This is a genomic window from Klebsiella planticola ATCC 33531, assembly GCF_000735435.1.
Taxonomy (GTDB): Bacteria; Pseudomonadota; Gammaproteobacteria; order Enterobacterales; family Enterobacteriaceae; genus Klebsiella; species Klebsiella planticola.
On sequence record NZ_JMPP01000014.1, the window covers coordinates 145,356 to 167,199 of the forward strand.

The 21,844-nt window shown below is 57.1% G+C and carries 19 protein-coding genes; 6 read left to right on the forward strand and 13 right to left on the reverse strand.

Going from position 1 to position 21,844, the window contains the following annotated elements; genetic code table 11:
- Nucleotides 1–100: 100 nt before the first annotated feature.
- Together GRPL_RS20590 and GRPL_RS20585 are read right to left on the reverse strand one after the other, a co-directional pair.
- Entirely contained in the window at nt 101–1,816 is a 1,716-nt protein-coding gene (locus tag GRPL_RS20590; RefSeq protein ID WP_032698530.1) for an AsmA family protein, read from the reverse strand.
- Nucleotides 1,817–2,015: 199 nt separating this feature from the next.
- Nucleotides 2,016–3,407 carry a nucleobase:cation symporter-2 family protein gene (locus GRPL_RS20585; protein ID WP_032690245.1) on the reverse strand — a complete coding sequence of 464 codons (1,392 nt, stop codon included), beginning with the start codon at nt 3,405–3,407 and terminating at the stop codon, nt 2,016–2,018.
- 286 nt (nt 3,408–3,693) lie between these two features.
- On the opposite strand from GRPL_RS20585, the gene gltS reads away from it, so the two are divergent.
- Nucleotides 3,694–4,896: a sodium/glutamate symporter gene (gene gltS / locus GRPL_RS20580; protein WP_032690246.1), complete on the forward strand. Its 1,203-nt coding sequence runs from the start codon at nt 3,694–3,696 to the stop codon at nt 4,894–4,896.
- Between the two features lie 100 nt (nt 4,897–4,996).
- Here the strand turns inward: gltS and glpK are convergent, their stop codons facing one another.
- Both glpK and GRPL_RS20570 read right to left on the reverse strand, forming a co-directional pair.
- Nucleotides 4,997–6,502, reverse strand: coding sequence for a glycerol kinase GlpK (gene glpK / locus GRPL_RS20575; RefSeq protein ID WP_004868997.1), 1,506 nt, complete (start codon nt 6,500–6,502; stop codon nt 4,997–4,999).
- Between the two features lie 21 nt (nt 6,503–6,523).
- The gene (locus GRPL_RS20570; RefSeq protein WP_032690247.1) at nt 6,524–7,369 is read right to left on the reverse strand and encodes an MIP/aquaporin family protein; all 846 of its coding nucleotides are present in this window, start codon (nt 7,367–7,369) and stop codon (nt 6,524–6,526) included.
- Between the two features lie 557 nt (nt 7,370–7,926).
- On the opposite strand from GRPL_RS20570, the gene zapB reads away from it, so the two are divergent.
- The 4 genes from zapB to GRPL_RS20550 all read left to right on the forward strand — a co-directional run bounded on the left by zapB (nt 7,927) and on the right by GRPL_RS20550 (nt 11,582).
- The gene (gene zapB, locus GRPL_RS20565; RefSeq protein WP_086815662.1) at nt 7,927–8,172 is read left to right on the forward strand and encodes a septal ring assembly protein ZapB; all 246 of its coding nucleotides are present in this window, start codon (nt 7,927–7,929) and stop codon (nt 8,170–8,172) included.
- A gap of 160 nt (nt 8,173–8,332) precedes the next feature.
- Nucleotides 8,333–9,322 (forward strand): sulfate ABC transporter substrate-binding protein, encoded by a 990-nt coding sequence (locus GRPL_RS20560; protein WP_004868989.1) that lies wholly within the window; start codon nt 8,333–8,335, stop codon nt 9,320–9,322.
- Between the two features lie 91 nt (nt 9,323–9,413).
- Nucleotides 9,414–10,169: a CDP-diacylglycerol diphosphatase gene (locus tag GRPL_RS20555; RefSeq protein ID WP_032698532.1), complete on the forward strand. Its 756-nt coding sequence runs from the start codon at nt 9,414–9,416 to the stop codon at nt 10,167–10,169.
- A 108-nt stretch (nt 10,170–10,277) separates the two neighbouring features.
- The gene (locus tag GRPL_RS20550; RefSeq protein WP_032698534.1) at nt 10,278–11,582 is read left to right on the forward strand and encodes an SLC13 family permease; all 1,305 of its coding nucleotides are present in this window, start codon (nt 10,278–10,280) and stop codon (nt 11,580–11,582) included.
- A gap of 112 nt (nt 11,583–11,694) precedes the next feature.
- Here GRPL_RS20550 and tpiA read toward each other — a convergent pair whose 3' ends face one another.
- Nucleotides 11,695–12,462 (reverse strand): triose-phosphate isomerase, encoded by a 768-nt coding sequence (tpiA, locus tag GRPL_RS20545; RefSeq protein ID WP_015585511.1) that lies wholly within the window; start codon nt 12,460–12,462, stop codon nt 11,695–11,697.
- Between the two features lie 110 nt (nt 12,463–12,572).
- The gene (locus GRPL_RS20540) at nt 12,573–13,172 is read right to left on the reverse strand and encodes a DUF1454 family protein (RefSeq protein WP_032698536.1); all 600 of its coding nucleotides are present in this window, start codon (nt 13,170–13,172) and stop codon (nt 12,573–12,575) included.
- 112 nt (nt 13,173–13,284) lie between these two features.
- Here GRPL_RS20540 and GRPL_RS20535 point away from each other — a divergent pair, with 112 nt between their 5' ends.
- Nucleotides 13,285–13,713 carry a DUF805 domain-containing protein gene (locus GRPL_RS20535; protein ID WP_032698538.1) on the forward strand — a complete coding sequence of 143 codons (429 nt, stop codon included), beginning with the start codon at nt 13,285–13,287 and terminating at the stop codon, nt 13,711–13,713.
- On the opposite strand, the gene fpr is transcribed toward GRPL_RS20535, so the two are convergent.
- The 7 genes from fpr to gmk all read right to left on the reverse strand — a co-directional run bounded on the left by fpr (nt 13,714) and on the right by gmk (nt 21,834).
- Nucleotides 13,714–14,460, reverse strand: a complete 747-nt coding sequence (gene fpr, locus GRPL_RS20530) for a ferredoxin--NADP(+) reductase (RefSeq protein WP_032698539.1) — start codon at nt 14,458–14,460, stop codon at nt 13,714–13,716.
- A 194-nt stretch (nt 14,461–14,654) separates the two neighbouring features.
- Nucleotides 14,655–15,665 carry a class II fructose-bisphosphatase gene (gene glpX / locus GRPL_RS20525; protein ID WP_004868975.1) on the reverse strand — a complete coding sequence of 337 codons (1,011 nt, stop codon included), beginning with the start codon at nt 15,663–15,665 and terminating at the stop codon, nt 14,655–14,657.
- Nucleotides 15,666–15,732: 67 nt separating this feature from the next.
- A complete protein-coding gene (recG, locus tag GRPL_RS20520) occupies nt 15,733–17,814 on the reverse strand; it encodes an ATP-dependent DNA helicase RecG (RefSeq protein ID WP_004868972.1) in 2,082 nt (693 codons plus the stop codon).
- A complete protein-coding gene (gene trmH / locus GRPL_RS20515; RefSeq protein ID WP_032690254.1) occupies nt 17,815–18,576 on the reverse strand; it encodes a tRNA (guanosine(18)-2'-O)-methyltransferase TrmH in 762 nt (253 codons plus the stop codon).
- 165 nt (nt 18,577–18,741) lie between these two features.
- Nucleotides 18,742–20,862 (reverse strand): bifunctional GTP diphosphokinase/guanosine-3',5'-bis pyrophosphate 3'-pyrophosphohydrolase, encoded by a 2,121-nt coding sequence (gene spoT, locus GRPL_RS20510; RefSeq protein ID WP_032690255.1) that lies wholly within the window; start codon nt 20,860–20,862, stop codon nt 18,742–18,744.
- A gap of 18 nt (nt 20,863–20,880) precedes the next feature.
- Nucleotides 20,881–21,156: a DNA-directed RNA polymerase subunit omega gene (rpoZ, locus tag GRPL_RS20505; protein ID WP_004868966.1), complete on the reverse strand. Its 276-nt coding sequence runs from the start codon at nt 21,154–21,156 to the stop codon at nt 20,881–20,883.
- A 54-nt stretch (nt 21,157–21,210) separates the two neighbouring features.
- The gene (gene gmk / locus GRPL_RS20500; RefSeq protein ID WP_032690256.1) at nt 21,211–21,834 is read right to left on the reverse strand and encodes a guanylate kinase; all 624 of its coding nucleotides are present in this window, start codon (nt 21,832–21,834) and stop codon (nt 21,211–21,213) included.
- Between the last annotated feature and the right edge of the window lie 10 nt (nt 21,835–21,844).

Sequence of the window (21,844 nt, forward strand, 5' to 3'; positions counted from 1 at the left end):
TTCGCTGACGAGAAAGGCGTGCCCGAGGGAGTGGAAGAGGGATCGATGGACGAAGACCAGAGCGGGACCCTCTCTCCGGCGGAGAGAGGGCGGAGGGCGATTACGGTGCTGGCGGGGGAGCGATCGGCTGAGCTGGCTCGCTGTTTAGCTGGCCGTTGCGCATCACTTGCGCAACCTGCTGTTTCTCCATATTCACCGCGCTGAGCTGGCCGTTAACTGTCGGTTTCAGCGGCGCATCGGCCTGCACGCTGCCGCTGGCGGTCAACTGGAAATTACCGTCGCCGGAAACCGGCAGGGCGGGCCAGCCCCAGGCCTGCAGAATATTCAGCGGTACGCCGCGACCGTTCAGACTGAGCGTGACCTGGCGCTGGGGAAGCTGCGAGACGGCCGCCGTGGCCTGCAGGATACCGCGCTCGGTAAAGGCGCTTAGCTCGGTGATGTTGAGCGTTGAGGCATTAGCGTTAAGCTTCAGCGATGGCCGGCGAACGTCGATGCGATTAAAGGTTGCGGCGGCGGCGTTCAGCGTTGCGCTACCGCTCCACACGCCCCAGCGATGGTCTTTCACCAGCTGCAGTTCGCCGCCGTAGCCGTCAAGGGCGGTGATCTGCCATGGGAATGTGGGATCGATATCGATAACCAGATTGCGGCTGGCGCTGAATTTCTTCAGCGTCAGGTTTTCCAGCCACGTGGGCAGCGACTCCATCCACAGCTGTTTCCAGTTAGCGGGGAGGGTATATTCCAGCCCGGCAAAGGCGGTGTCGTCCAGCACCAGCGCGTTACCCGCGCGCAGCCAGTTGCCAGAAGTCCGTACCATCCCGCCTTCCCAGCGTGAGGTGAACTGGCGCAGCGCGATACCCTGTGGTGAAAATTCGGCATTGGCGATGGGATCAAGCAGATGCAGCGATCCGTTAATAAATTCGCTGGCGTTCATCGACAGGGTGCCGTCATCGCTTTGCCACCCGCCCTGGCTCAGGGTCAGGTTGCGTAGATTGAGGTCGAGATCGGTCACCGCCCAGTCCGGCCCCTGCAAACGGGCGTCGGTCATGTCGAGACGGCCAATGTGCAGTGAAGGGACGCTGGTCAGCGGGGTGAAGAATTCTGCCAGCGATTTATCGCTCTGCAGGCGAATTTCGTTGAGCTGCAGATTATCTACCAGCCAGCTGCCGTCGGCGTTGCGTTTGGCGTTGCCGGTCAGCGTCCCGCGCGCAATATCGGCGCCCAGCGTGGATAACGTTACTTCGCCATTATCAAGGCTTCCCTGGATCAGCACGTTACTGGCATCCACGCCGTTGAGGGTCAGCGAGCCTGCGCTCATCTGAATCTGTGCCTTTTTACCCAGCACATTGCCCGCTTCCGGCGCCCAGGGGCTGACGCCGCCGTCAACGCGCTGTGCGCTCAGCGCCCAGCCGGTTTCCGGGCTGTTAAACGCCATATTGCGCAACTGCAGACGGTCGGCGGCAAAGGGTAAAGAAGCGGAGGAGGGCGAGAGATTTAACGTCCCGTCGCTAAGCACAATCTCGTCGGCGTGCAGCGGATCGCTGAACTGGCGGGTGCTGAAGCCAATATCCACCGCTTTAGCGACCAGCGTCGGCGGTTTGCCGTCGCGTCCGAAAGTGACATTTTGCAGCTGCAGGTGAAGAGGGGAAGAGAAGCTGTGCTCCATCTCATCGAAGGAAACCTGCCAGCCGGTGCCATCGCTCAGCCAGGCGCTGGCCTGACGTGAACCCCAGTGGGTCTGGAGCAGGAAATAGAGGGCAATCACCACCACCAGTAGGGCGATCGCGAGCCACAAAATCAGCTTTCCAATAAATTTCATGATCTTCCATCCTGAGAAGTGCACATAGGGCTGTTATGCACGATTTATGCGCAATCCTCAAGACAGGAGTTGTTTATTTGAATGACAGAGTGATGGGAGATACGTTTTATTCAGGCATACCCGGAGGGCGGTGTGAAGGCCTCATCCGGGATATTCCGCCGTTATCCCCGCCAGGCAATGCGCCATCGGGGATACGGGTTTAATTCTTCTCTGGCGGGAACACTAAATTCAGCACAATGGCGGTGATACCCCCGGCAGCGATGCCAGAGGAGAGCAGGTTCTTCAGCCAGTCAGGGGCGAACTGCAGAATCAGCGGCTGCTGGGAAACGCCGAGGCCCACTGCCAGCGACAGGGCGATAATCAGAATCGCGCGGCGGTTGAGCGGTTCGCGGGAGACGATGCGCACCCCGGAAGCGGCGATAGTACCGAACATCACCAGCGTTGCGCCGCCGAGGACCGGCTCCGGAATATGCTGGACAAAGCCGCTGACTGCCGGGAACAGGCCCAGTACGATCAGCATCAGCGCCACCACGAAGCCGACATAGCGGCTGGCGACGCCGGTCAACTGAATCACGCCGTTATTCTGGCCGAAGCAGGAGTTCGGGAAGGTATTAAAGACGGCGGAGACAAAGGAGTTCAGGCCGTTAGCCAGCACGCCGCCTTTCAGGCGCTTCATATACAGCGGACCGGAGACCGGCTGCTCCGACACGTCAGAGGTGGCGGTGATATCGCCGATGGTTTCCAGCGAGGTGATCATAAACACCAGCATCAGCGGCAGCAGCAGGCTCCAGTCGATGCCCAGGCCGTAGTAGAGCGGGGTCGGGACCGTAATCAGGCTATCGTTGGCAGGCGCGGTATTTGCCGGCAGCATATCCAGCAGCCAGGCCGCCAGGTAACCCGCCGCCATGGCGATAACCAGCGACGCGATGCGCAGATACGGGTTGCGCTGGCGGTTAAGAATAATGATCAGCGCCAGGACGATGCCCGCCAGCAGCAGATTTTTCGGCGCGCCGAAGGTATGGTCGGCCATCGCCGCATAGCCGCCGCCGATGGAGGTCAGCCCGACCTGAATCAGCGACAGGCCGATAATCATCACCACCACCCCGGAGACCAGCGGGGTAATCACCCGCCGCGCCAGGTGCAGAACGCGCGAGATAACCATTTCCGTGCAGCTGGCCAGCATCAGGGTGCCGAATAGCGCGGCCATCATCGTCGGCACGTCGGCGCCACCGGTTTTCAGCGCGGTGCCACCCATAATCAGCGGGGCGACGAAGTTAAAGCTGGTGCCCTGAATAGAGAGCAGGCCGGAACCGACGGGTCCCCAGGCTTTAATCTGAATGATGGATGCCACGCCGGAAGCGAACAGCGACATGCTGATAATGTGCTGCGTATCCTGAGCCGGGAGGCCCAGCGCCTGACAGATTAACAACGCCGGCGTGATGACCGCGACAAACATCGCCAGCAGATGCTGAAAGGCGGCGAACAGGGTTTGCGGCAGCGGCGGGCGGTCTTCGAGGCGGTAGATTAATTCGCTGGTTGTTTTATGCGCAACCGGTTGCGCAGCTTCTGACTCGGCGGTGTTAACGGACATCACAAACAATCCCAAGGTGGCAAAGCGGGAATTTTATCGGACTGTAGTACAAAAGCAAACGTTTGCCAGCGTTTGCTGAGAAATATTTATACAACTCAGCGGGGTCGGTTATTAATTAACATTTTGTATGCTTGATCGCATCAATATCAAAACAAAATATCTTTTCCTGTCATTTTTTGCGCGGTTCTGCTTAAAATCCCCCTCCGATTCCTCAAGATGAGAAGTAATCGACACCGGGAATACCGACGCGTGTGAATGGATCATGCGCCCTTAAGGAGCTCTTTTTATGTTTCATCTCGATACCTTATCGACGCTCGTTGCCGCAACATTGGTGCTGCTGTTGGGCAGACAACTCGTGCAGAATGTCCCCTTCCTGAAAAAATACACAATCCCTGAACCCGTCGCGGGCGGCCTGCTGGTGGCGCTGGCGCTGCTGGTGCTGAAAAAGAGCATGGGTTGGGAAATTGACTTTGATATGAGCCTGAAAGACCCGCTGATGATGGCGTTCTTTGCGACTATCGGTCTGAACGCTAACCTCTCCAGCCTGCGGGCCGGCGGCAAAGTGGTGGGCACCTTCCTGATTGTGGTGGTGGGACTGTTGCTGCTGCAAAACGCCCTCGGCATCGGGATGGCGAAGCTGTTAGGGCTGGACCCGCTGATGGGTCTGCTGGCAGGCTCAATTACCCTGTCTGGCGGCCATGGCACCGGCGCGGCGTGGAGTAAGCTGTTTGTTGAACGCTACGGCTTTGCCAACGCGACCGAAGTCGCAATGGCGTGCGCCACCTTTGGTCTGGTGCTGGGTGGTTTGATTGGCGGCCCGGTGGCGCGCTATCTGGTTAAACACTCTTCTTCACCTGACGGAACGCCGGATGATCAGCTGGCGCCTACCGCCTTCGAAAAACCGGATATGGGCCGCATGATCACCTCGCTGGTGCTGATTGAGAGCATCGCCTTAATTGCCATCTGCCTGACGGTAGGGAGGGTGGTTGCGCAACTGCTGACCGGCACCGTCTTTGAGCTGCCCACTTTTGTCTGCGTACTGTTTATCGGGGTGATCCTCAGCAACGGTCTGTCGCTGTTAGGTTTCTATCGCGTGTTTGAGCGTGCGGTATCGGTGCTGGGCAACGTTAGCCTGTCGCTGTTCCTTGCCATGGCCCTGATGAGCCTGAAGCTGTGGGAACTGGCTTCGCTGGCGCTGCCGATGCTGGCGATCCTCGCGGTCCAGACGGTGGCGATGGCGCTGTATGCCGTCTTCGTGACCTATCGTATGATGGGGAAAAACTATGACGCCGCCGTGCTGGCGGCCGGGCACTGTGGTTTTGGTCTCGGGGCGACGCCGACGGCGATTGCCAATATGCAGGCAATCACCGACCGCTTTGGCCCGTCTCATATGGCGTTCCTGGTGGTGCCGATGGTCGGCGCGTTCTTTATTGATATCGTGAATGCGCTGGTGATTAAGCTGTATCTGCTGCTGCCGATATTTGGCTGATGAGTGGCCCGGTGGCGGCTTGCGCCTTACCGTGCCTACAAAATCCTGACTCTGTAGGCACGGTAAGCGTAGCGTCACCGGGGCAGTCCTGTGGTCGCGGTTACTCGTGTTCTTCCCACGCCAGCGCGCGTTTCACCGCTTTTTTCCAGCCGTTGTAGCGGTAGTTACGCTCGGTGGTTTCGATACCCGGGCGGAACTCGCGCTCAATCACCGCTTTCTCCTGCAGCTCATCCAGATTTTGCCAGAAGCCAACGGCCAGACCTGCGAGGTAAGCGGCGCCCAGCGCCGTCACTTCACGCACTTCCGGGCGCTCTACGCGGGTACCCAGAATATCGGACTGGAACTGCATCAGGAAGTTGTTGGCCACGGCACCGCCGTCGACGCGCAGGGCGTGCAGACGAATCCCTGAATCTGCCTGCATCGCTTCCAGTACATCGCGTGTCTGATAGGCGATAGACTCCAGCGTGGCGCGAATAATATGGTTGGCGTTCACCCCGCGCGTCAGGCCAAAGATGGCGCCGCGCGCATACGGGTCCCAGTATGGCGCGCCGAGACCGGTAAAGGCCGGAACCACATACACGCCGTTGGTGTCTTTCACTTTAGTGGCGAAATATTCGGAATCGAAGGCGTCGTTGATAAGCTTCATTTCATCGCGCAGCCACTGAATGGAGGCGCCGGCCATGAAGACTGCGCCTTCCAGCGCATAGTTCACTTCCCCGCGTGGGCCGCAGCCGATCGTGGTCAGCAGGCCATGCGTGGAGGTTACCGCTTTTTCCCCGGTATTCATCAGCATAAAGCAGCCGGTGCCGTAGGTGTTTTTTGCCATCCCCTCTTTGACGCACAGCTGGCCGAACAGCGCCGCCTGCTGGTCACCGGCGATACCGGCGATAGGAATACGCGTGCCGCCTTTACCACCGATGTTGGTTTGACCGTATACCTCGGAAGACTTGCGCACTTCCGGCAGCATGGCGCGCGGAATATCCAGCGCCTCCAGCATCTTGTCATCCCAGTCCAGTTCGTGGATGTTGAACAGCATGGTACGCGAGGCGTTGGTGTAGTCGGTCACGTGGACGCGGCCCTGGGTCATTTTCCACACCAGCCAGGTATCCACGGTTCCGAACAGCAGTTCGCCGCGTTTTGCCCGCTCGCGGGCGCCTTCCACGTGATCGAGAATCCATTTTACTTTGGTGCCGGAGAAGTACGGGTCAACCACCAGGCCGGTGGCCTTGCGAATGTACTCTTCCATGCCGTCACGTTTGAGCTGTTCACAGATCTCTGCGGTACGACGGCACTGCCAGACGATAGCGTTATAGATCGGTTTACCGGTTTCGCGCTCCCACACAATGGCGGTTTCACGTTGGTTAGTGATCCCGATTGCGGCGATCTCGTCGGAGCTAATATCGGCTTTTGCCAGCACTTCAACCAGCGTGGAGCTTTGCGACGCCCAGATCTCCATCGGGTCATGCTCAACCCAGCCTGGATGCGGATAAATTTGTTCAAATTCTCGCTGAGAAACGCTGACGATATTGGCATCGTGATCCATCACAACGGCTCGGGAGCTGGTGGTGCCCTGGTCGAGCGCAACGATATATTTTTTGTCGGTCATAGTATGAGTCCCGTAGTCAGATTACAGCGAAGCGTTGTGTTGCGTAGTCGAGGTGCTCTCTTTCACTTCCTCGACGCAGGTGTCGCAAGGCAGGTGGCGGCCGATCAACTTACGATAGCTGAACGCGCCCAGCGCGGCGCCCACCACCGGTGCGCACAGCGGCACCAGGAAATAAGGAATATCTTTACCGCCGGTGAAGGCGACGTCGCCCCAGCCGGCAAGCCAGGCAAACGTTTTTGGTCCGAGGTCGCGGGCCGGGTTCATGGCAAATCCGGTCAGCGGTCCCATGGATGCGCCGATAACCGCAATCAACAGGCCGATTAGTAGCGGCGCCAGCGGACCACGCGGAATCCCATTGCCGTCATCAGTCAGTGCCAGGATAACGCCCATCAGGATAGCGGTAATCACCATTTCTACCGCGAAAGCCTGCACAAAATTGATGTGTGGGTTCGGGTAAGTGGAGAAAATACCGGCCAGCTCAAGACTTTCGACGCTACCGCGTACCATATTGTGGCTGTGTTCGAAATCGAAGAAAAGATTGTAGTAAAGCCCGTAAACTAACGCCGCGGCGCAAAAGGCGCCTGCGAATTGAGAAATGATAAAAGGAACAACTTTACGCCCGTCGAAGCAGGCAAACAGCCACAATGCGATAGTGACCGCCGGGTTAAGGTGCGCACCGGATACGCCCGCGGTCAGGTAGATAGCCATGGCCACCCCCAGACCCCAGATGATGCTGATTTCCCACTGACCGAAGCTGGCTCCCGCAACTTTGAGCGCCGCGACGCACCCAACGCCGAAAAAGATCAACAACCCGGTACCGAGGAACTCTGCGATGCACTGGCCTTTTAATGTTGATGTTTGGCTCATATCGAATCCTGAAGCGAAGTGGTGATTATTGTATGTATGAAGGTCATAGACGACCACGCTGCCTTGTAGGCATAGTGTTAATTTATCGTTAACGAACAAAAACGAGAAATATCGAAATATAAATGTGTGTGCTGCGTCAAGAAAATGAGCGTTTTCGCGCCATAAACGCGTGTTGTGACACATTTGCCCCGCTTTTCCGGCGGATTTTGTTAACCCATTGATTAACAATTGCAGGATAACTTCCACAGAAACGCGCCGAATGCGCCAGGTAAAGACTGAAAAGTGTTGCAAACCGCAATCTGCGCGGGTTGTCGCTGGACAGGGAAGGCGGGGATTCATACAATCGACTGCATGACCACTGTAGTGCGCTTATTTTCGTTAAGGCGTCACCGCGTAGGTACACAACATCATTCGGGATGTGTCAAAACGGCAAGCGAATGAATCCTCGCCGCTTACTTCGGTAAGTGTTCGGGAAGCACCCGCTAACGCAGAAGCAGCTTGAAGGACGACGTGTACGGGATAGTAATCTATCAACGCCTTGCAAGTTCAGGAGAGGTATGACGATGTCATTAGAAGTGTTTGAGAAATTAGAATCAAAAGTACAGCAGGCGATTGATACCATCACTCTGTTGCAGATGGAAATCGAAGAGCTGAAAGAAAAAAACAACACGCTGGCGCAGGAAGTTCAGGGCGCACAGCACGGCCGTGAAGAGCTGGAGCGTGAAAACGGTCAGCTGAGAGAACAGCTGCAGGGCTGGCAGGATCGTCTGCAGGCGCTGTTGGGTCGCATGGAAGAAGTGTAACCCTCTCGCCCTCACCCTCTCCTCTCCTGGAGAGGGTAAGCATTCCCCTCCGCTTTACATATACTCACAAGTTATAGCCAATCTTTTTTTATTCTTTAATCATTGTTTCGCTTTCTGGCACGCTTAACTCATCACAACACGACATAAAGAGAGCGGTGCGATGAACAAGTGGGGCGTTGGGTTAACTCTGTTGCTGGCATCCGCCAGCGTTTTGGCCAAAGACATTCAGTTATTAAACGTATCTTATGATCCAACGCGCGAGCTGTACGAACAGTACAACAAGGCATTCAGCGCGCACTGGAAACAAGAAACCGGCGACAATGTGGTGATTCGCCAGTCGCATGGCGGCTCCGGCAAACAGGCGACGTCGGTGATCAACGGTATCGAAGCCGATGTCGTGACGCTGGCGCTGGCCTACGATGTTGATGCGATCGCTGAACGCGGCCGTATCGATAAAAACTGGCTGAAACGTCTGCCGGATAACTCCGCGCCGTATACCTCCACCATCGTGTTCCTGGTGCGTAAAGGCAACCCAAAACAGATTCATGACTGGAACGATCTGATTAAACCGGGTGTGTCGGTGATTACGCCAAACCCGAAAAGCTCCGGCGGCGCACGCTGGAACTACCTGGCCGCCTGGGGCTATGCCCTGCACCAGAATCACGGCGACCAGGCAAAAGCCCAGGAGTTTGTGAAGGCGCTGTATAAGAACGTCGAAGTGCTGGATTCCGGCGCGCGCGGTTCGACCAATACCTTTGTTGAACGCGGGATCGGCGATGTGCTGATTGCGTGGGAGAACGAAGCGCTGCTGGCGGCGAACGAGCTGGGCAAAGATAAGTTTGAAATTGTGACTCCGAGCGAATCGATTCTTGCTGAACCGACCGTCTCCGTGGTTGATAAAGTGGTCGATAAAAAAGGCACCCGCCAGGTGGCTGAAGCTTACCTGAAGTATCTCTACTCGCCGGAAGGCCAAGAGATTGCGGCGAAGAACTTCTACCGCCCACGTGACCCGGCAGTGGCGAAGAAATATGCCGATGAGTTCCCGAAACTGAAGCTGTTTACCATCGACCAGGAGTTTGGTGGCTGGACTAAGGCCCAGAAAGAGCACTTCTCAAACGGCGGCACTTTCGATCAAATCAGTCAGCGTTAATCGTTCCGAACGCCCGGTTAAATAGCCGGGCGTTTTTATTTAGTCATCAAACTACGCTACTCTTCCGTTTCTGGCTGGACAGGAAAAGATGATGAGAAGAGTACGATACCTTTTATGGCTGCTGCCGGTGCTTGTGCTGGCAGCGGCGGCCGGCGGCTGGTACTGGCTGCATTCCGGTAACCCTGACGCGCTGCGACAGATTGTTTTGCAGCAATGCGTTCCTAATCAACAGCAGCACCAAACTCCCTCGCCGTGTGCCGACGTTAATCTGCAGGGCGGCTACGTGCTGTTTAAAGATCGTAACGGACCCTTGCAGTATTTGCTGATGCCGACGTACCGAATTAACGGCACCGAGAGCCCGCTGCTGCTCGACCCGTTAACGCCGAACTTCTTCTGGCAGGCATGGCAGGGACGCGACATCATGAGTGAACGCCGCGGTTTGGCAATACCGGATAGCGCCGTGTCATTAGCCATTAACTCCCGTAGCGGACGCACGCAAAACCATTTCCATATTCATATCTCCTGCCTACGCGAAGATGTGCGTGCCCGGCTGGATAACGATACCGCCGCCATCAGCAGCCGATGGCTGCCGCTTCCCGGTGGTTTGCTCGGCCATGAATATCTCGCGCGGCGAGTGACTGAGTCCGAACTGGCGCAGCGTAGCCCGTTTCTGATGCTGGCGGAAGAGGTGCCGGAGGCGCGTGAACATATGGGGCGCTTTGCGCTGGCGCTGGCGAAACAGAGCGATGGCTCGCTGGTGCTGCTGGCGACCGAGCGCAACCTGCTGACCCTGAATCGTGCCTCTGCGGAAGAGATTCAGGATCATCGCTGCTCGATCCTGAAATAACCTTTATTGCTGAGCCATGCGGGTTCCCGCATGGCTGGCTATTTTTTGATAGGTTTACCTGCCTCGCCCCCGATCGTATTCTTGCTGAAAAAACGACAGGAGACAGGCATGTCGCTCTGGTTTTCTCACCCTCTGTTCCTTCCCTCGCTGATTATCGCGATAACCATTCTGCTGTGGGCGACCTCGCTGTTGCCGGAGTTTATGACCGCGCTGCTGTTTTTCGCGGCGGCGATGATCGCCAAAATTGCGCCGCCGGAAACGATCTTTGGCGGGTTTGCCTCGTCAGCATTCTGGCTGGTATTCAGCGGCTTCGTCCTCGGGATTGCGATTCGTAAAACCGGACTGGCGGACAGAGCGGCGCGGGCGCTATCGGCGCGACTGACGGACTCCTGGCCGTTGATGGTGGGTAGCGTCGTGCTACTCAGCTATGCGCTGGCCTTCGTGATGCCGTCGAATATGGGGCGCATCGCGCTGCTGATGCCCATCGTGGCGGCGATGGCGAAGCGGGCCGGTATCGCAGACGGCACGCGGGCCTGGTATGGGCTGGCGCTGGCGGTGGGGTTTGGGACCTTTCAGCTGTCGGCGACCATTCTGCCCGCCAACGTCCCGAACCTGGTGATGAGCGGCGCCGCCGAAGGTTCGTACGGGATCCACCTTAATTACCTGCCGTACTTGCTGCTGCACACGCCGGTGCTGGGCTGGCTGAAGGGGGGGATCTTAATTGCTCTGATTTGCTGGCTGTTCCCGGGCAAGCCGCATCCGCCGCGCGAACTGACGCCGCTTCCGCCGATGAGTCGGGACGAGAAGCGCCTGGCCTGGCTGCTGGCCGTAGTGCTGGTGCTGTGGGTGAGCGAAAGCTGGCATGGTATCGGGCCCGCCTGGACGGGACTGGCAGCCGCAGTCGTCACGCTGCTGCCGCGGGTTGGCTTTATCAGCGGGGAGGAGTTCTCCAGCGGTGTGAATATACGCACCTGCATTTACGTCGCCGGGATCCTCGGACTGGCGATTACCGTCACCCAAACGGGGATCGGCGAGGTGGTCGGCAATGCGCTGCTGCAGGTGATGCCGCTCGACAAAGAGAGTCCGTTCACCAGTTTCCTGGCATTAACCGGCATGACCAGCGCCCTGAACTTTATTATGACCGCTAACGGCGTCCCCGCGCTGTACACCACTTTTGCGCAGAGCTTTTCCGATGCCACCGGTTTCCCGCTGCTAAGCGTGATTATGATTCAGGTATTGGGCTATTCCACGCCGCTGCTGCCGTATCAGGCGTCGCCGATTGTCGTGGCGATGGGGCTAGGCAAAGTGCCGGCGCGGGCGGGAATGCTGCTGTGTATCGTGCTGGCGGCGGTGAGCTATTTGATTCTGCTGCCGCTGGACTATCTGTGGTATCACGCGTTGGGGAAATTGTAGCGGCATAAAAAAGCCCGGATGCGGCGCCTGCGCGCGTTGTCCGGGCTCCTCGTATTGCGCTATCCCTTCACCCCGGTAAGCGGTGCGCCGCCGGGGCCGGGATGAGTGCAGGTTACGCTTTTTTCGCTGCTTCAGCTGCTTTAACGATCACCGCGAAAGCGTCTGCTTTCAGGGAGGCGCCGCCAACCAGCGCGCCGTCGATGTCCGGCTGGGTGAACAGTTCTGCTGCGTTAGAAGCGTTAACGGAACCGCCGTACTGGATGATGACCTGCTCAGCCACTTTCGCGTCTGCTTTCGCAATGTGATCGCGAATGAATTTGTGCACGGCCTGAGCCTGTGCCGGAGTCGCCGATTTGCCGGTGCCGATTGCCCAGACAGGTTCGTAAGCGATAACCACGCCTTCGAATGCCGCAGCGCCCTGAGTTTTCAGAACGGCGTCGATCTGACGTGCGCACACTTCTTCCGTTTTGCCCGCTTCGTTTTCTGCTTCAGTTTCGCCGATGCACAGAACCGGAATCAGACCCTGTTCTTTCAGAACCGCGAATTTCTTAGCGATGAACTCGTCAGACTCGTTGTGGTAAGTACGACGCTCAGAGTGACCGATGATGATGTATTCAGCACCGACATCTTTCAGCATTTGAGCCGAGGTTTCACCGGTGAATGCGCCGGACAGGTTCAGGTCAACGTTCTGCGCGCCCAGGTGAATGTGGCTACCTTCTGCCGCATGCTTAGCCAGATCGATGTACATTTCTGGCGGAGCGATTGCAACGGCACAGCCAGAAACGCCAGCCAGTTCGGTACGCAGGTTAGCAACCAGTTCGTTTACCATGTGGCGGCTGCCGTTCAGTTTCCAGTTACCCATCACTAAAGGATGTCGCATTTTAATTCTCCACGCTACGTTAAGCGAATTAAGGAATATAGCCACCCGTCAGGGCAGCATGGTCTGTCAAACAGTATAGAGATTCATCGTTGGAAAGGCTTTGCTTTTTGTCATTTATTATTGCTCTCCAGCGTTTCAGATAGCGCCAGCTTAATCGGTTCAACAGCGAAGGTCAGTCCTTTTTCACCGTTGTCTGCGACAACATAACGTATCGCACCTTCCGTTTCAGCGAAGTAACGTTTTCCCTTGCCGGCGGCGAGCAGTTTCTGCAGTTTTTGCTGGCTCTGAGCCACGCTTAAGGTGGGCGCGAATATGCGTAACACGGCGCTCATATACTCCTGCGCTTTGGCCTTCGCCGCTTTCTGCTCGGGCCCCTGAATAGGTAGCCAGGTCACCTGCATCGATTTTATTTTCAGAGTACCGCGCTCCAGCGCCGTGGAGGCGTAGAGATTTTCATTAATTTTGCTCGCCGCACGGGTCAGATTTTCCCTGTCGCGGCTGGAGGCAATGGCGCGAAATTCATTCAGCTGCAGCTTCGGATTCTGCGCATTGAATTTTTCCCGAAAGTCGCTGATAGACATATCAAAGGTAGGGGCGCCCGCCAGCAGATAAGGGGCGGTGGCGGAGGATTCGGGCACCGCGGACAACGCCTTCGGGCCGACGGATATGGCCGTCAGCCCAATAAAACATACAGTCATCCACGTCTTCATGCCGGTCTTTCCTTTTTTTGCCTGCAGACGATTAAAACGGGAACCGTCGCGCTTGTCAAAAAGTGACGGCTTCAGGGTAAACTACGCGAATGATGATGATAAGGAATAAAACATGACCCTACAGCAGTGGATGTTCTCAATTAAGGGGCGTATCGGGCGCCGTGATTTCTGGATCTGGATGGCCATCTGGGTTCTTGCCATGAGCGCGCTCTTTACCCTGGCCGGCACCCATTTGCTCAATGTGCAGACCGCCGCGTTTATCCTGGTGTGCCTGCTGTGGCCGACGGCGGCGGTGACGATCAAACGCCTGCACGATCGCGGTAAATCGGGGCTCTGGGCGCTGCTGATGATTCTGGCGTGGATGCTGCTGGCGGGGAACTGGTCGGTGCTGCCGGGCGTCTGGCAATGGGTTGTCGGGCGGTTTGTGCCGACGCTGATTATCGTCATGATGTTCATCGACCTGGGCGCATTTGTCGGCACCCAGGGCGAGAATAAATTTGGTAAAGATACGCAGGATGTTCGCTGGAAGGCGGAGACCTGATTACCAGTATTGCTCGGCGGTCATGTGGCCCGGGCGGCGGCGCAAATGTTTGGTCATCTGCCGGGTTTCTTTCAACAGCTGCTGGGTATCACGCACCATCTGCGGGTTTCCACACAGCATCACGTGGCTGGTATCGGCGTTCATCGGCAGGCCAACGGCCTCTTCCAGGGCGCCGGTGTCGATAAGAAACGGAATCCGTCCGGTCAGCGAACCGGCGGCGGTTTCACGGCTCACGACGGTCTGAATCCGCAGCTTTCCGCCATAGCGCTGTTCTAATTCGCGCATTAGCGGCAGGTAGCTTAAATCGGCCTCATAGCGCACGGCATGGACCAGCACCAGGTTTTTGAAGCGCTCAAGGTCTTTACCTTCCTGCAGAATTGACAGATACGGGCCGAGCGCGGTGCCGGTCGCCAGCATCCATAAGGTTTCGCAGTCAGGCACCTCTTCCAGAACGAAGAATCCCGCGGCTTCGCTGACCAGCTGAACGTCATCGCCCGGTTTGAGCGCCGCAAGGCGTGGACTGAGCTTACCGTCCGGGACGGTGACCAGATAGAATTCCAGATCGGGATTGCCCGGCGCGTTAACGTAGGAATAGGCGCGCTGAACGCGCTCACCGTCAATTTCCAGTCCGAGCTTGGTAAATTGCCCGGCGGTAAACGGGTGAACGGGCGCGTGGACGTACAAACTGAACAGCGTATCAGTCCAGAACTCTATTTTTTTTACTTTACCGCTAACCCAGTCCGCCATCATCTTCTCCCGTTGCGCAAAGCGTTGCCTTATCTTCGTTGCACGCGGCAAAGATTTCCAGCCTGACGGCGCCGAAAAGCTCTATTGATCAAATATTCCCGTCATACTTCAATTGCCTGTGGGTTGGCGGCATCCGTTTTCGGCCCGTCCCTGGGCCTGGCGCCAGCGTGCATTCCGCACGGGCGATCGGATGTTTACAGAATGTGCAGCTGGATATCCGGGTCTTTACGGTCGAGATAATGAATGGACTGAATACGGCGAATCGTACGGGATTTACCGCGAATCAGCAGCGTTTCGGTGGTGGCCATATTGCCCTTACGGGTAATGCCATCGAGCAGATCGCCTTTGGTAATACCGGTTGCGGAGAACACCACATTATCACTACGGGCCATTTCGTCCAGGCGCAGCACTTTGCCCGCTTCGATGCCCATCTCTTTGCAACGCGCCAGCTCGTTCTCGCCGATACGACGATTTTCTGCGGTATCGCCTTTGACATCGTGACGAGCCAGCAGGCGACCCTGCATGTCGCCATCCAGAGCGCGGATCACCGCGGCGGAAACCACCCCTTCCGGGGCGCCGCCGATGCCATACAGGACGTCTACTTCGCTGTCCGGCATGCAGGTCAGAATCGACGCTGCCACATCGCCATCCGGAATGGCGAAGACGCGAACGCCCGACTGCTGGAGTTCGGCAATCACCGCATCATGACGCGGTTTGGCCAGAATGGTGACGGTCAGCTCGGCCAGCGGTTTATTCAGCGCCGCTGCGACATTACGCAGGTTCTCCGCCAGCGGCAGATTGAGGTCAATCGCCCCTTTTGCCCCTGGACCGACAATCAGTTTTTCCATGTACATGTCCGGCGCGTTCAGGAAGCAGCCTTTATCGCCGACCGCCATCACCGCCAGCGCATTGGCCTGGCCCATGGCCGTCATGCGCGTCCCTTCGATAGGGTCAACGGCGATATCCACCGCATCACCGTTGCCGGTGCCGACCTTCTCACCGATATACAGCATCGGCGCTTCATCGATTTCACCTTCGCCAATTACGATGGTGCCGTCGATATTAATCAGGTTGAGCATAATGCGCATGGCGTTGACGGCGGCGCCGTCGGCGGTATTTTTATCGCCGCGGCCCAGCCATTTATAGCCTGCCAGCGCGGCAGCCTCGGTGACACGCGAAAATTCGATGGCCAGTTCTCGTTTCATAATCCACTCGTTGTGAAGATAAATTGCGCGCAGCATCCTGCTCTGGCCCTGCGGGACAGAGCGGACGCTAGGCGTTGGAATAGCGTTCGGTTTCCGGCATCCAGCGTTCAATAAGCGCCTGGGCCTGCTGAGAATAACGTTCGTGAATATGACGAGCGATGCGCTGAACGTCCGGGATCATCGCCTGATCGCGCAGCAGATCGGCGACTTTAAACTCGGCGGTGCCGGTTTGTCGGGTACCGAGTAGCTCGCCGGGGCCGCGGATTTCCAGGTCTTTCTGGGCAATAACGAAACCGTCGTTGCTGTCGCGCAGAACCTGCAGGCGTTTCTGCGCCGTTTTTGACAGCGGTGATTTATAGAGTAGCACGCAGTGGGAAGCGACCGCGCCGCGCCCGACGCGTCCTCTGAGCTGGTGCAACTGCGCCAGCCCCAGACGTTCCGGGTTCTCGATAATCATCAGGCTGGCATTCGGTACGTCGACCCCGACCTCAATGACCGTGGTGGCGATCAGCAGGTGCAGTTCGCCCTGCTTGAAGGCCTGCATAACCGCCTGTTTATCTGCCGGTTTCATCCGGCCATGCACGAGGCCGATATTCAGCTCCGGCAGCGCGAGCTTAAGCTCTTCCCATGTCGCTTCTGCCGCCTGCGCTTCCAGCAGATCGGACTCTTCGATCAGGGTGCAGACCCAGTAGGCCTGACGCCCTTCCTGAGTACAGGCGTTGCGAACCCTATCGATAATATCGTGGCGACGGGTATCGGGGATGGCCACCGTGGTGACCGGCGTTCGGCCCGGCGGCAATTCGTCGATAACTGAGGTATCAAGATCGGCGTAGGCGGTCATCGCCAGGGTTCGTGGAATCGGGGTGGCGGTCATGATCAGCTGATGGGGATGGAAGCCCTGCTGCTGGCCTTTTTCCCACAGCGCCAGACGCTGGTGGACGCCGAAGCGGTGCTGCTCATCAATAATCACCAGCGCCAGACCGTTGAACTGCACCTGTTCCTGAAAAATGGCGTGGGTGCCGACGATCATCTGTACCTGGCCGCTGGCGATGGCCTCCTGCTGTGCCTGGCGGGCTTTCCCTTTCTGTTTGCCGGCCAGCCAGCCCACTTCGATGCCCAGCGGCGCGAACCACTGGCGGAAGTTATTGGCGTGTTGTTCCGCCAGCAGTTCGGTTGGCGCCATCAGCGCTACCTGTTTGCCGTGAGCGATCGCCCGCAGCGCTGCGAGGGCGGCAACCAACGTTTTACCAGAGCCGACGTCGCCCTGTACCAGACGCATCATCGGCACATCGAGCGCCATATCGCGTTCAATTTCGGCGGTGACTCGCTGTTGTGCGCCGGTTGGCTTAAAGGGCAGGGAGGCCAGCAGCTGGTTTTTGAATGTGTCGTTTGCGCCGAGCGCCAGGGCATGATAACGCTGGGCGCCGGCGCGAAGCGCCAGCATGCTCAGGTTATGCGCCAGCAGTTCTTCCAGAATTAAGCGCTGTTGCGCCGGATGCTTACCGCTTTCCAGGTCACTGAGCTGCAGCGACGGCGGCGGACGGTGTAATGTGCGTAGCGCCTCCGGCAGGCTCATCATTCCCTGCGCCAGTTCGGGCGGCAACAGCTCGGCGATGGCGCAGGTATCCAGTAATTCCAGCGCCTGATCGGTGAGCTTGCGCAGCGTCGCCTGCTTGATGCCTTCGGTGGTGGGGTAAACCGGCGTCAGCGTTTCCTGTAGATCGGGTGTGCTCATGTCACCCTGCACGCGATATTCCGGGTGAATCATCTCCGCCCCGTATTTTCCCCGTTTGGCTTCTCCGTAGGCCAGCACGCGGCGGCCGGTCGCCAGGCTGTTTTTCATGGCGGCGTTGAAGTTGAAAAAGCGCATGGTGAGAATACCGGAACCGTCGCTGATCTGGCAGGTCATCATTCGGCGGCCGCCGAAGGTGATGTTGCTACTGAGAACTTCACCCTCAACGGTGGCGTAAACGCCCGGCAGCAGCTCGCCTATCTGGTAAAGATGGGTGCGGTCTTCATAGCGTAGCGGCAGGTGCAGAAGGAGATCCTGCACGGTATGCAGGCCGATTTTCGCCAGTTTGTTGCTTTGTGCCGCTCCAACGCCGGTGAGCGAATTGAGCGGGACAGCATCTAACAGGCGACCGGCCATTTACCCTTCATCCTTCAGACTGCGTCTTGTCTGGCCTGCTCCGGCACGGTTGTCCCGCGTGCTGCTGTGAGCGGAACCAGAAGCCTGCATGGTTGCCCACCACGCGTCATCGGCTTCGACTTCGCCCTGCGCATTCACGTAGGGGTAAGGCAGACCTTTTTGTTTTGCCACTCTGGCCAGTACCGGATACCCGCCTTCAAACAGCAGGCGCTGCTGTTCTTCTTCCGGCAGCATGCTGTTCTCACGCTTATACATCCCCGCATTTTGCCGTTGGCGCTGGGCTTCATACAGAATCAGAGCCGAGGCGACGGAGACATTCAACGACTGCACCATGCCAGTCATCGGAATGATGATGTCCCGATCGGCCAGCGCCAGGGCTTGCTGGGTAATTCCGGTTTTTTCCTGACCCATCAGGATGCAGGTTGGGCGGGTATAGTCGATTTCGCGGAAATCGACGGCTTTGTCAGAGAGGTGAGTGGCCAGGATCTGCATGCCCTGGCCCTTTAAATGGCTGACGGCATCGTCAATCGAGCGGTGGGTTTTAACCTGCACCCAGCTATTGCTGCCGGCGGCGGCAGAGGCCATCGTACGCATGCGGCTACTGGGCCAGATGGCGTGGACTTCATGCACGCCAACGGCGTCTGCGGTACGAATCACCGCAGAGACGTTATGAGGTTTATGGACCTGCTCCATGCAGACCGTCAGGTCAGGCTGGCGCCTGGCGAGCATCTCGCAGATACGCGCATAACGCTGTGGATTCATAAACACTTCATCCTTCAAATTGCCTCGGCGTTAGCCGTACTCATTACCCCGGCTACGTATTCCTGTACGGGCCGGGTAATTCATTCGCTCGCCGCGCGATCCGGCTGACTGCACGGCCCTTCGGGACCGGTACGGTGCAAAACGCAAATGATTTTGCGCACAAGGTTAGTTTCGGTTACGGGTGACTTTAATTACATCCGGCATAACGCGAATTTTGCGCATAATATTCGCCAGATGGACGCGATCGCGCGCCGTCAGGCGGATAAACGCGCTGTACACGCGACCATCTTTTTCTTCGGTATTCAGACTCTGAATATTGGAAGAGGCGGTGTTAATGGCCGCGGTGAGGTTCGCCAGTGCACCCTGGTGGTTAAACATATCCACCTTAATTTCGGTGATAAATTCCTGCGCGGTCTCTTTATCCCACTCGACGGCCATAAACTTCTCTGGCTCTTTCTGATAGCCACGAATGTTACGGCAGGACTCATGGTGAATGACCAGGCCTTTGCCGGGGCTGACGTGGGCGATAATCGGGTCGCCGGGAATCGGACGGCAGCACTTCGCAAAGGTAATCAGCACGCCGTCAGCGCCTTTAATCGGCAGATGACCGTGGCCTGAAGAGGCACCCTGCGCCGGTGCGGTGACGGTCTCGCCCTGTTGCAGGTTTTTGGCTACCACGACGCTCATCGCGTTGCCGAGGCCAATTTCCGCCAGCAGATCGTCAAGGCTGGCCAGCTTCATGCGTTCCAGTTCGCGCTGAATGCTCTCCTGCGGGATTTCAGCCAGTTTACGGCTGCCGCCCAGGGCATGGTTGAGCAGACGGCGGCCCAGGCTGACGGAGTCATCGCGCTTAAGGTTTTTCAACAGCTGGCGAATTTTGGCGCGCGCTTTTGAGCTGACGACAAAATTCAGCCACGCGGCATTCGGACGTGCGCCCGGTGCGGTGATAATTTCCACCGTCTGGCCGCTGGAGAGCGACTGGGACAATGGATACGGCTGGCGGTCGACGCGTGCGCCAACGCAGGCATGGCCGATATCGGTATGCACCGCGTAGGCGAAATCCACCGGCGTGGCGCCAGCGGGGAGTTCGACAATACGCCCTTCCGGGGTGAAAACGTAAATCTCATCCGGGAACAGATCGGATTTGACGCTCTCGATAAATTCAAACGAGCTGCCTGCGCTTTGCTGCAGCTCCAGCAGGCTCTGCATCCAGCGCTGCGCGCGGATTTGTGCGGTGGTGCTGCTTTCGCCGCCGTGCTCTTTATATGCCCAGTGTGCCGCAACCCCCATTTCTGCCATCTGATCCATGTCTTCGGTACGAATTTGTACTTCAACCGGGACGCCGTGAGGGCCGATCATCGAGGTGTGCAAAGATTGATAGCCGTTCGCCTTGGGAATGGCGATGTAATCTTTCATCCGGCCAGGACGAGGCTTGTAAAGGCTATGCATCTGGCCAAGCACGCGGTAGCAGGTGTCAGAATCATGCACAATCACGCGGAAGGCGTAGATATCCATAATCGAGTGAAAACGCTGCTCTTTCAGCACCATTTTGCAGTAGATGGAGTACAGATGCTTCTCGCGACCGCTGACGCGACAGGGGATTCCCGCTTCCTGTAAACGCCCTTCGATTTCAGAGAGGATCTTTTGAATCATCTCTTTACGGTTGCCGCGCGCCGCTTTGACGACTTCTTTGATGACGCGATAGCGGTTGGGATACAGCGCTTCAAAGCCCAGCTCTTCGAGCTCGGTTTTGATGTGGTGGATACCTAAACGGTGGGCCAGCGGGCTGTAGATCTCCAGCGTTTCGCGGGCAATGCGGCGGCGTTTATCCGGGCGGAGTGAGCCCAGGGTGCGCATGTTGTGCGTGCGGTCGGCAAGTTTGATCAGGATGACGCGGATGTCCTGCACCATCGCCATAATCATTTTGCGAAAGTTTTCGGCCTGCGCCTCTTTCTTATCGCGGAACTTGAGCTTATCAAGTTTCGATACCCCCTCTACCAGCTCAGCAACGCTTTTGCCAAAGAGCTGCTCCATATCCTGGTAGGTGGCAGGGGTATCTTCAATCACATCATGCAGTAGCGCAGCCATCAGCGTTTCATAGTCGAGTTTCATCTCGGCCAGAATGCAGGCTACCGCTACCGGGTGCGTGATATAGGGTTCACCGCTTGAACGTGTCTGGCCCTCGTGAGCGTCACGTGCAACGAGATATGCCTGCCGAAGACGCTTGATTTGCTCTTCCGGCAGGTAATTTTGAATCAGCTGATTCAGGCTTTCAAACAGATACAAGGGCTACCCACTGCGTGATTAACGACGACCTTCGGCAATAGCGGTAACGGCTTGTAATTCAGCGGCTTCCTGCTCTTGCTGTTCTTGACGATCGCGGACGTCGAGGATCTGGTTGTTGATCAAACCTTCTTCGATTTCGCGCAGCGCAATTACGGTAGTTTTATCGTTTTCTTCCGGTACCAGCGGATCTTTTCCGCCAACCTGCATCTGACGAGCGCGACGCGCGGCGACCAGTACCAGGTCAAAACGGTTACCAATTTTCTCTACAGCGTCCTGAACAGTTACGCGTGCCATACTTAAAATGCTCCACAGATGAAGAAATGACTGGGCATGATACTGAATGTGGGTTCAGTCTGCCAACAGTTTGGTGATTAAAGCGCCATGTCGCTGCTTTTGGCGGCTCATGCGCAGACGTTCGGCGCGAATAATGTTTTTCAGATCGCTCAGCGCGGTATCAAAATCATCATTCACAATAAGGTAATCATATTCCGCGTAATGACTCATTTCTGCAACAGCCTGAGCCATACGTTTTGCGATCACCTCTTCGCTGTCCTGGCCGCGACCACGCAGGCGACGGTCAAGCTCATCTTTTGACGGCGGCAGAATAAAGATGCTGCGCGCGCCAGGCATTTTTTGACGGATTTGCTGAGCACCCTGCCAGTCGATATCCAGGAAGACATCGACGCCGGTTGCCAGTACCTGCTCGATGGTTTCGCGCGAGGTGCCGTAATAGTTGCCAAAAACTTCCGCGTGCTCAAGAAATGCGTCTCTGCTAATCATCGCTCTGAAATCGTCGTGATTAACAAAGAAATAGTGTTCGCCGTGCACTTCACCCGGACGCGGCGCGCGCGTGGTATGTGAAACAGAGACCTGGGTGTCGTACAGCGGTTGGGTTTTCAATAAAGCCTGAATCAGGCTGGATTTACCCGCGCCACTTGGGGCGGAAACAATATAAAGCGTGCCTTGAGCCATGAGAGTCTTT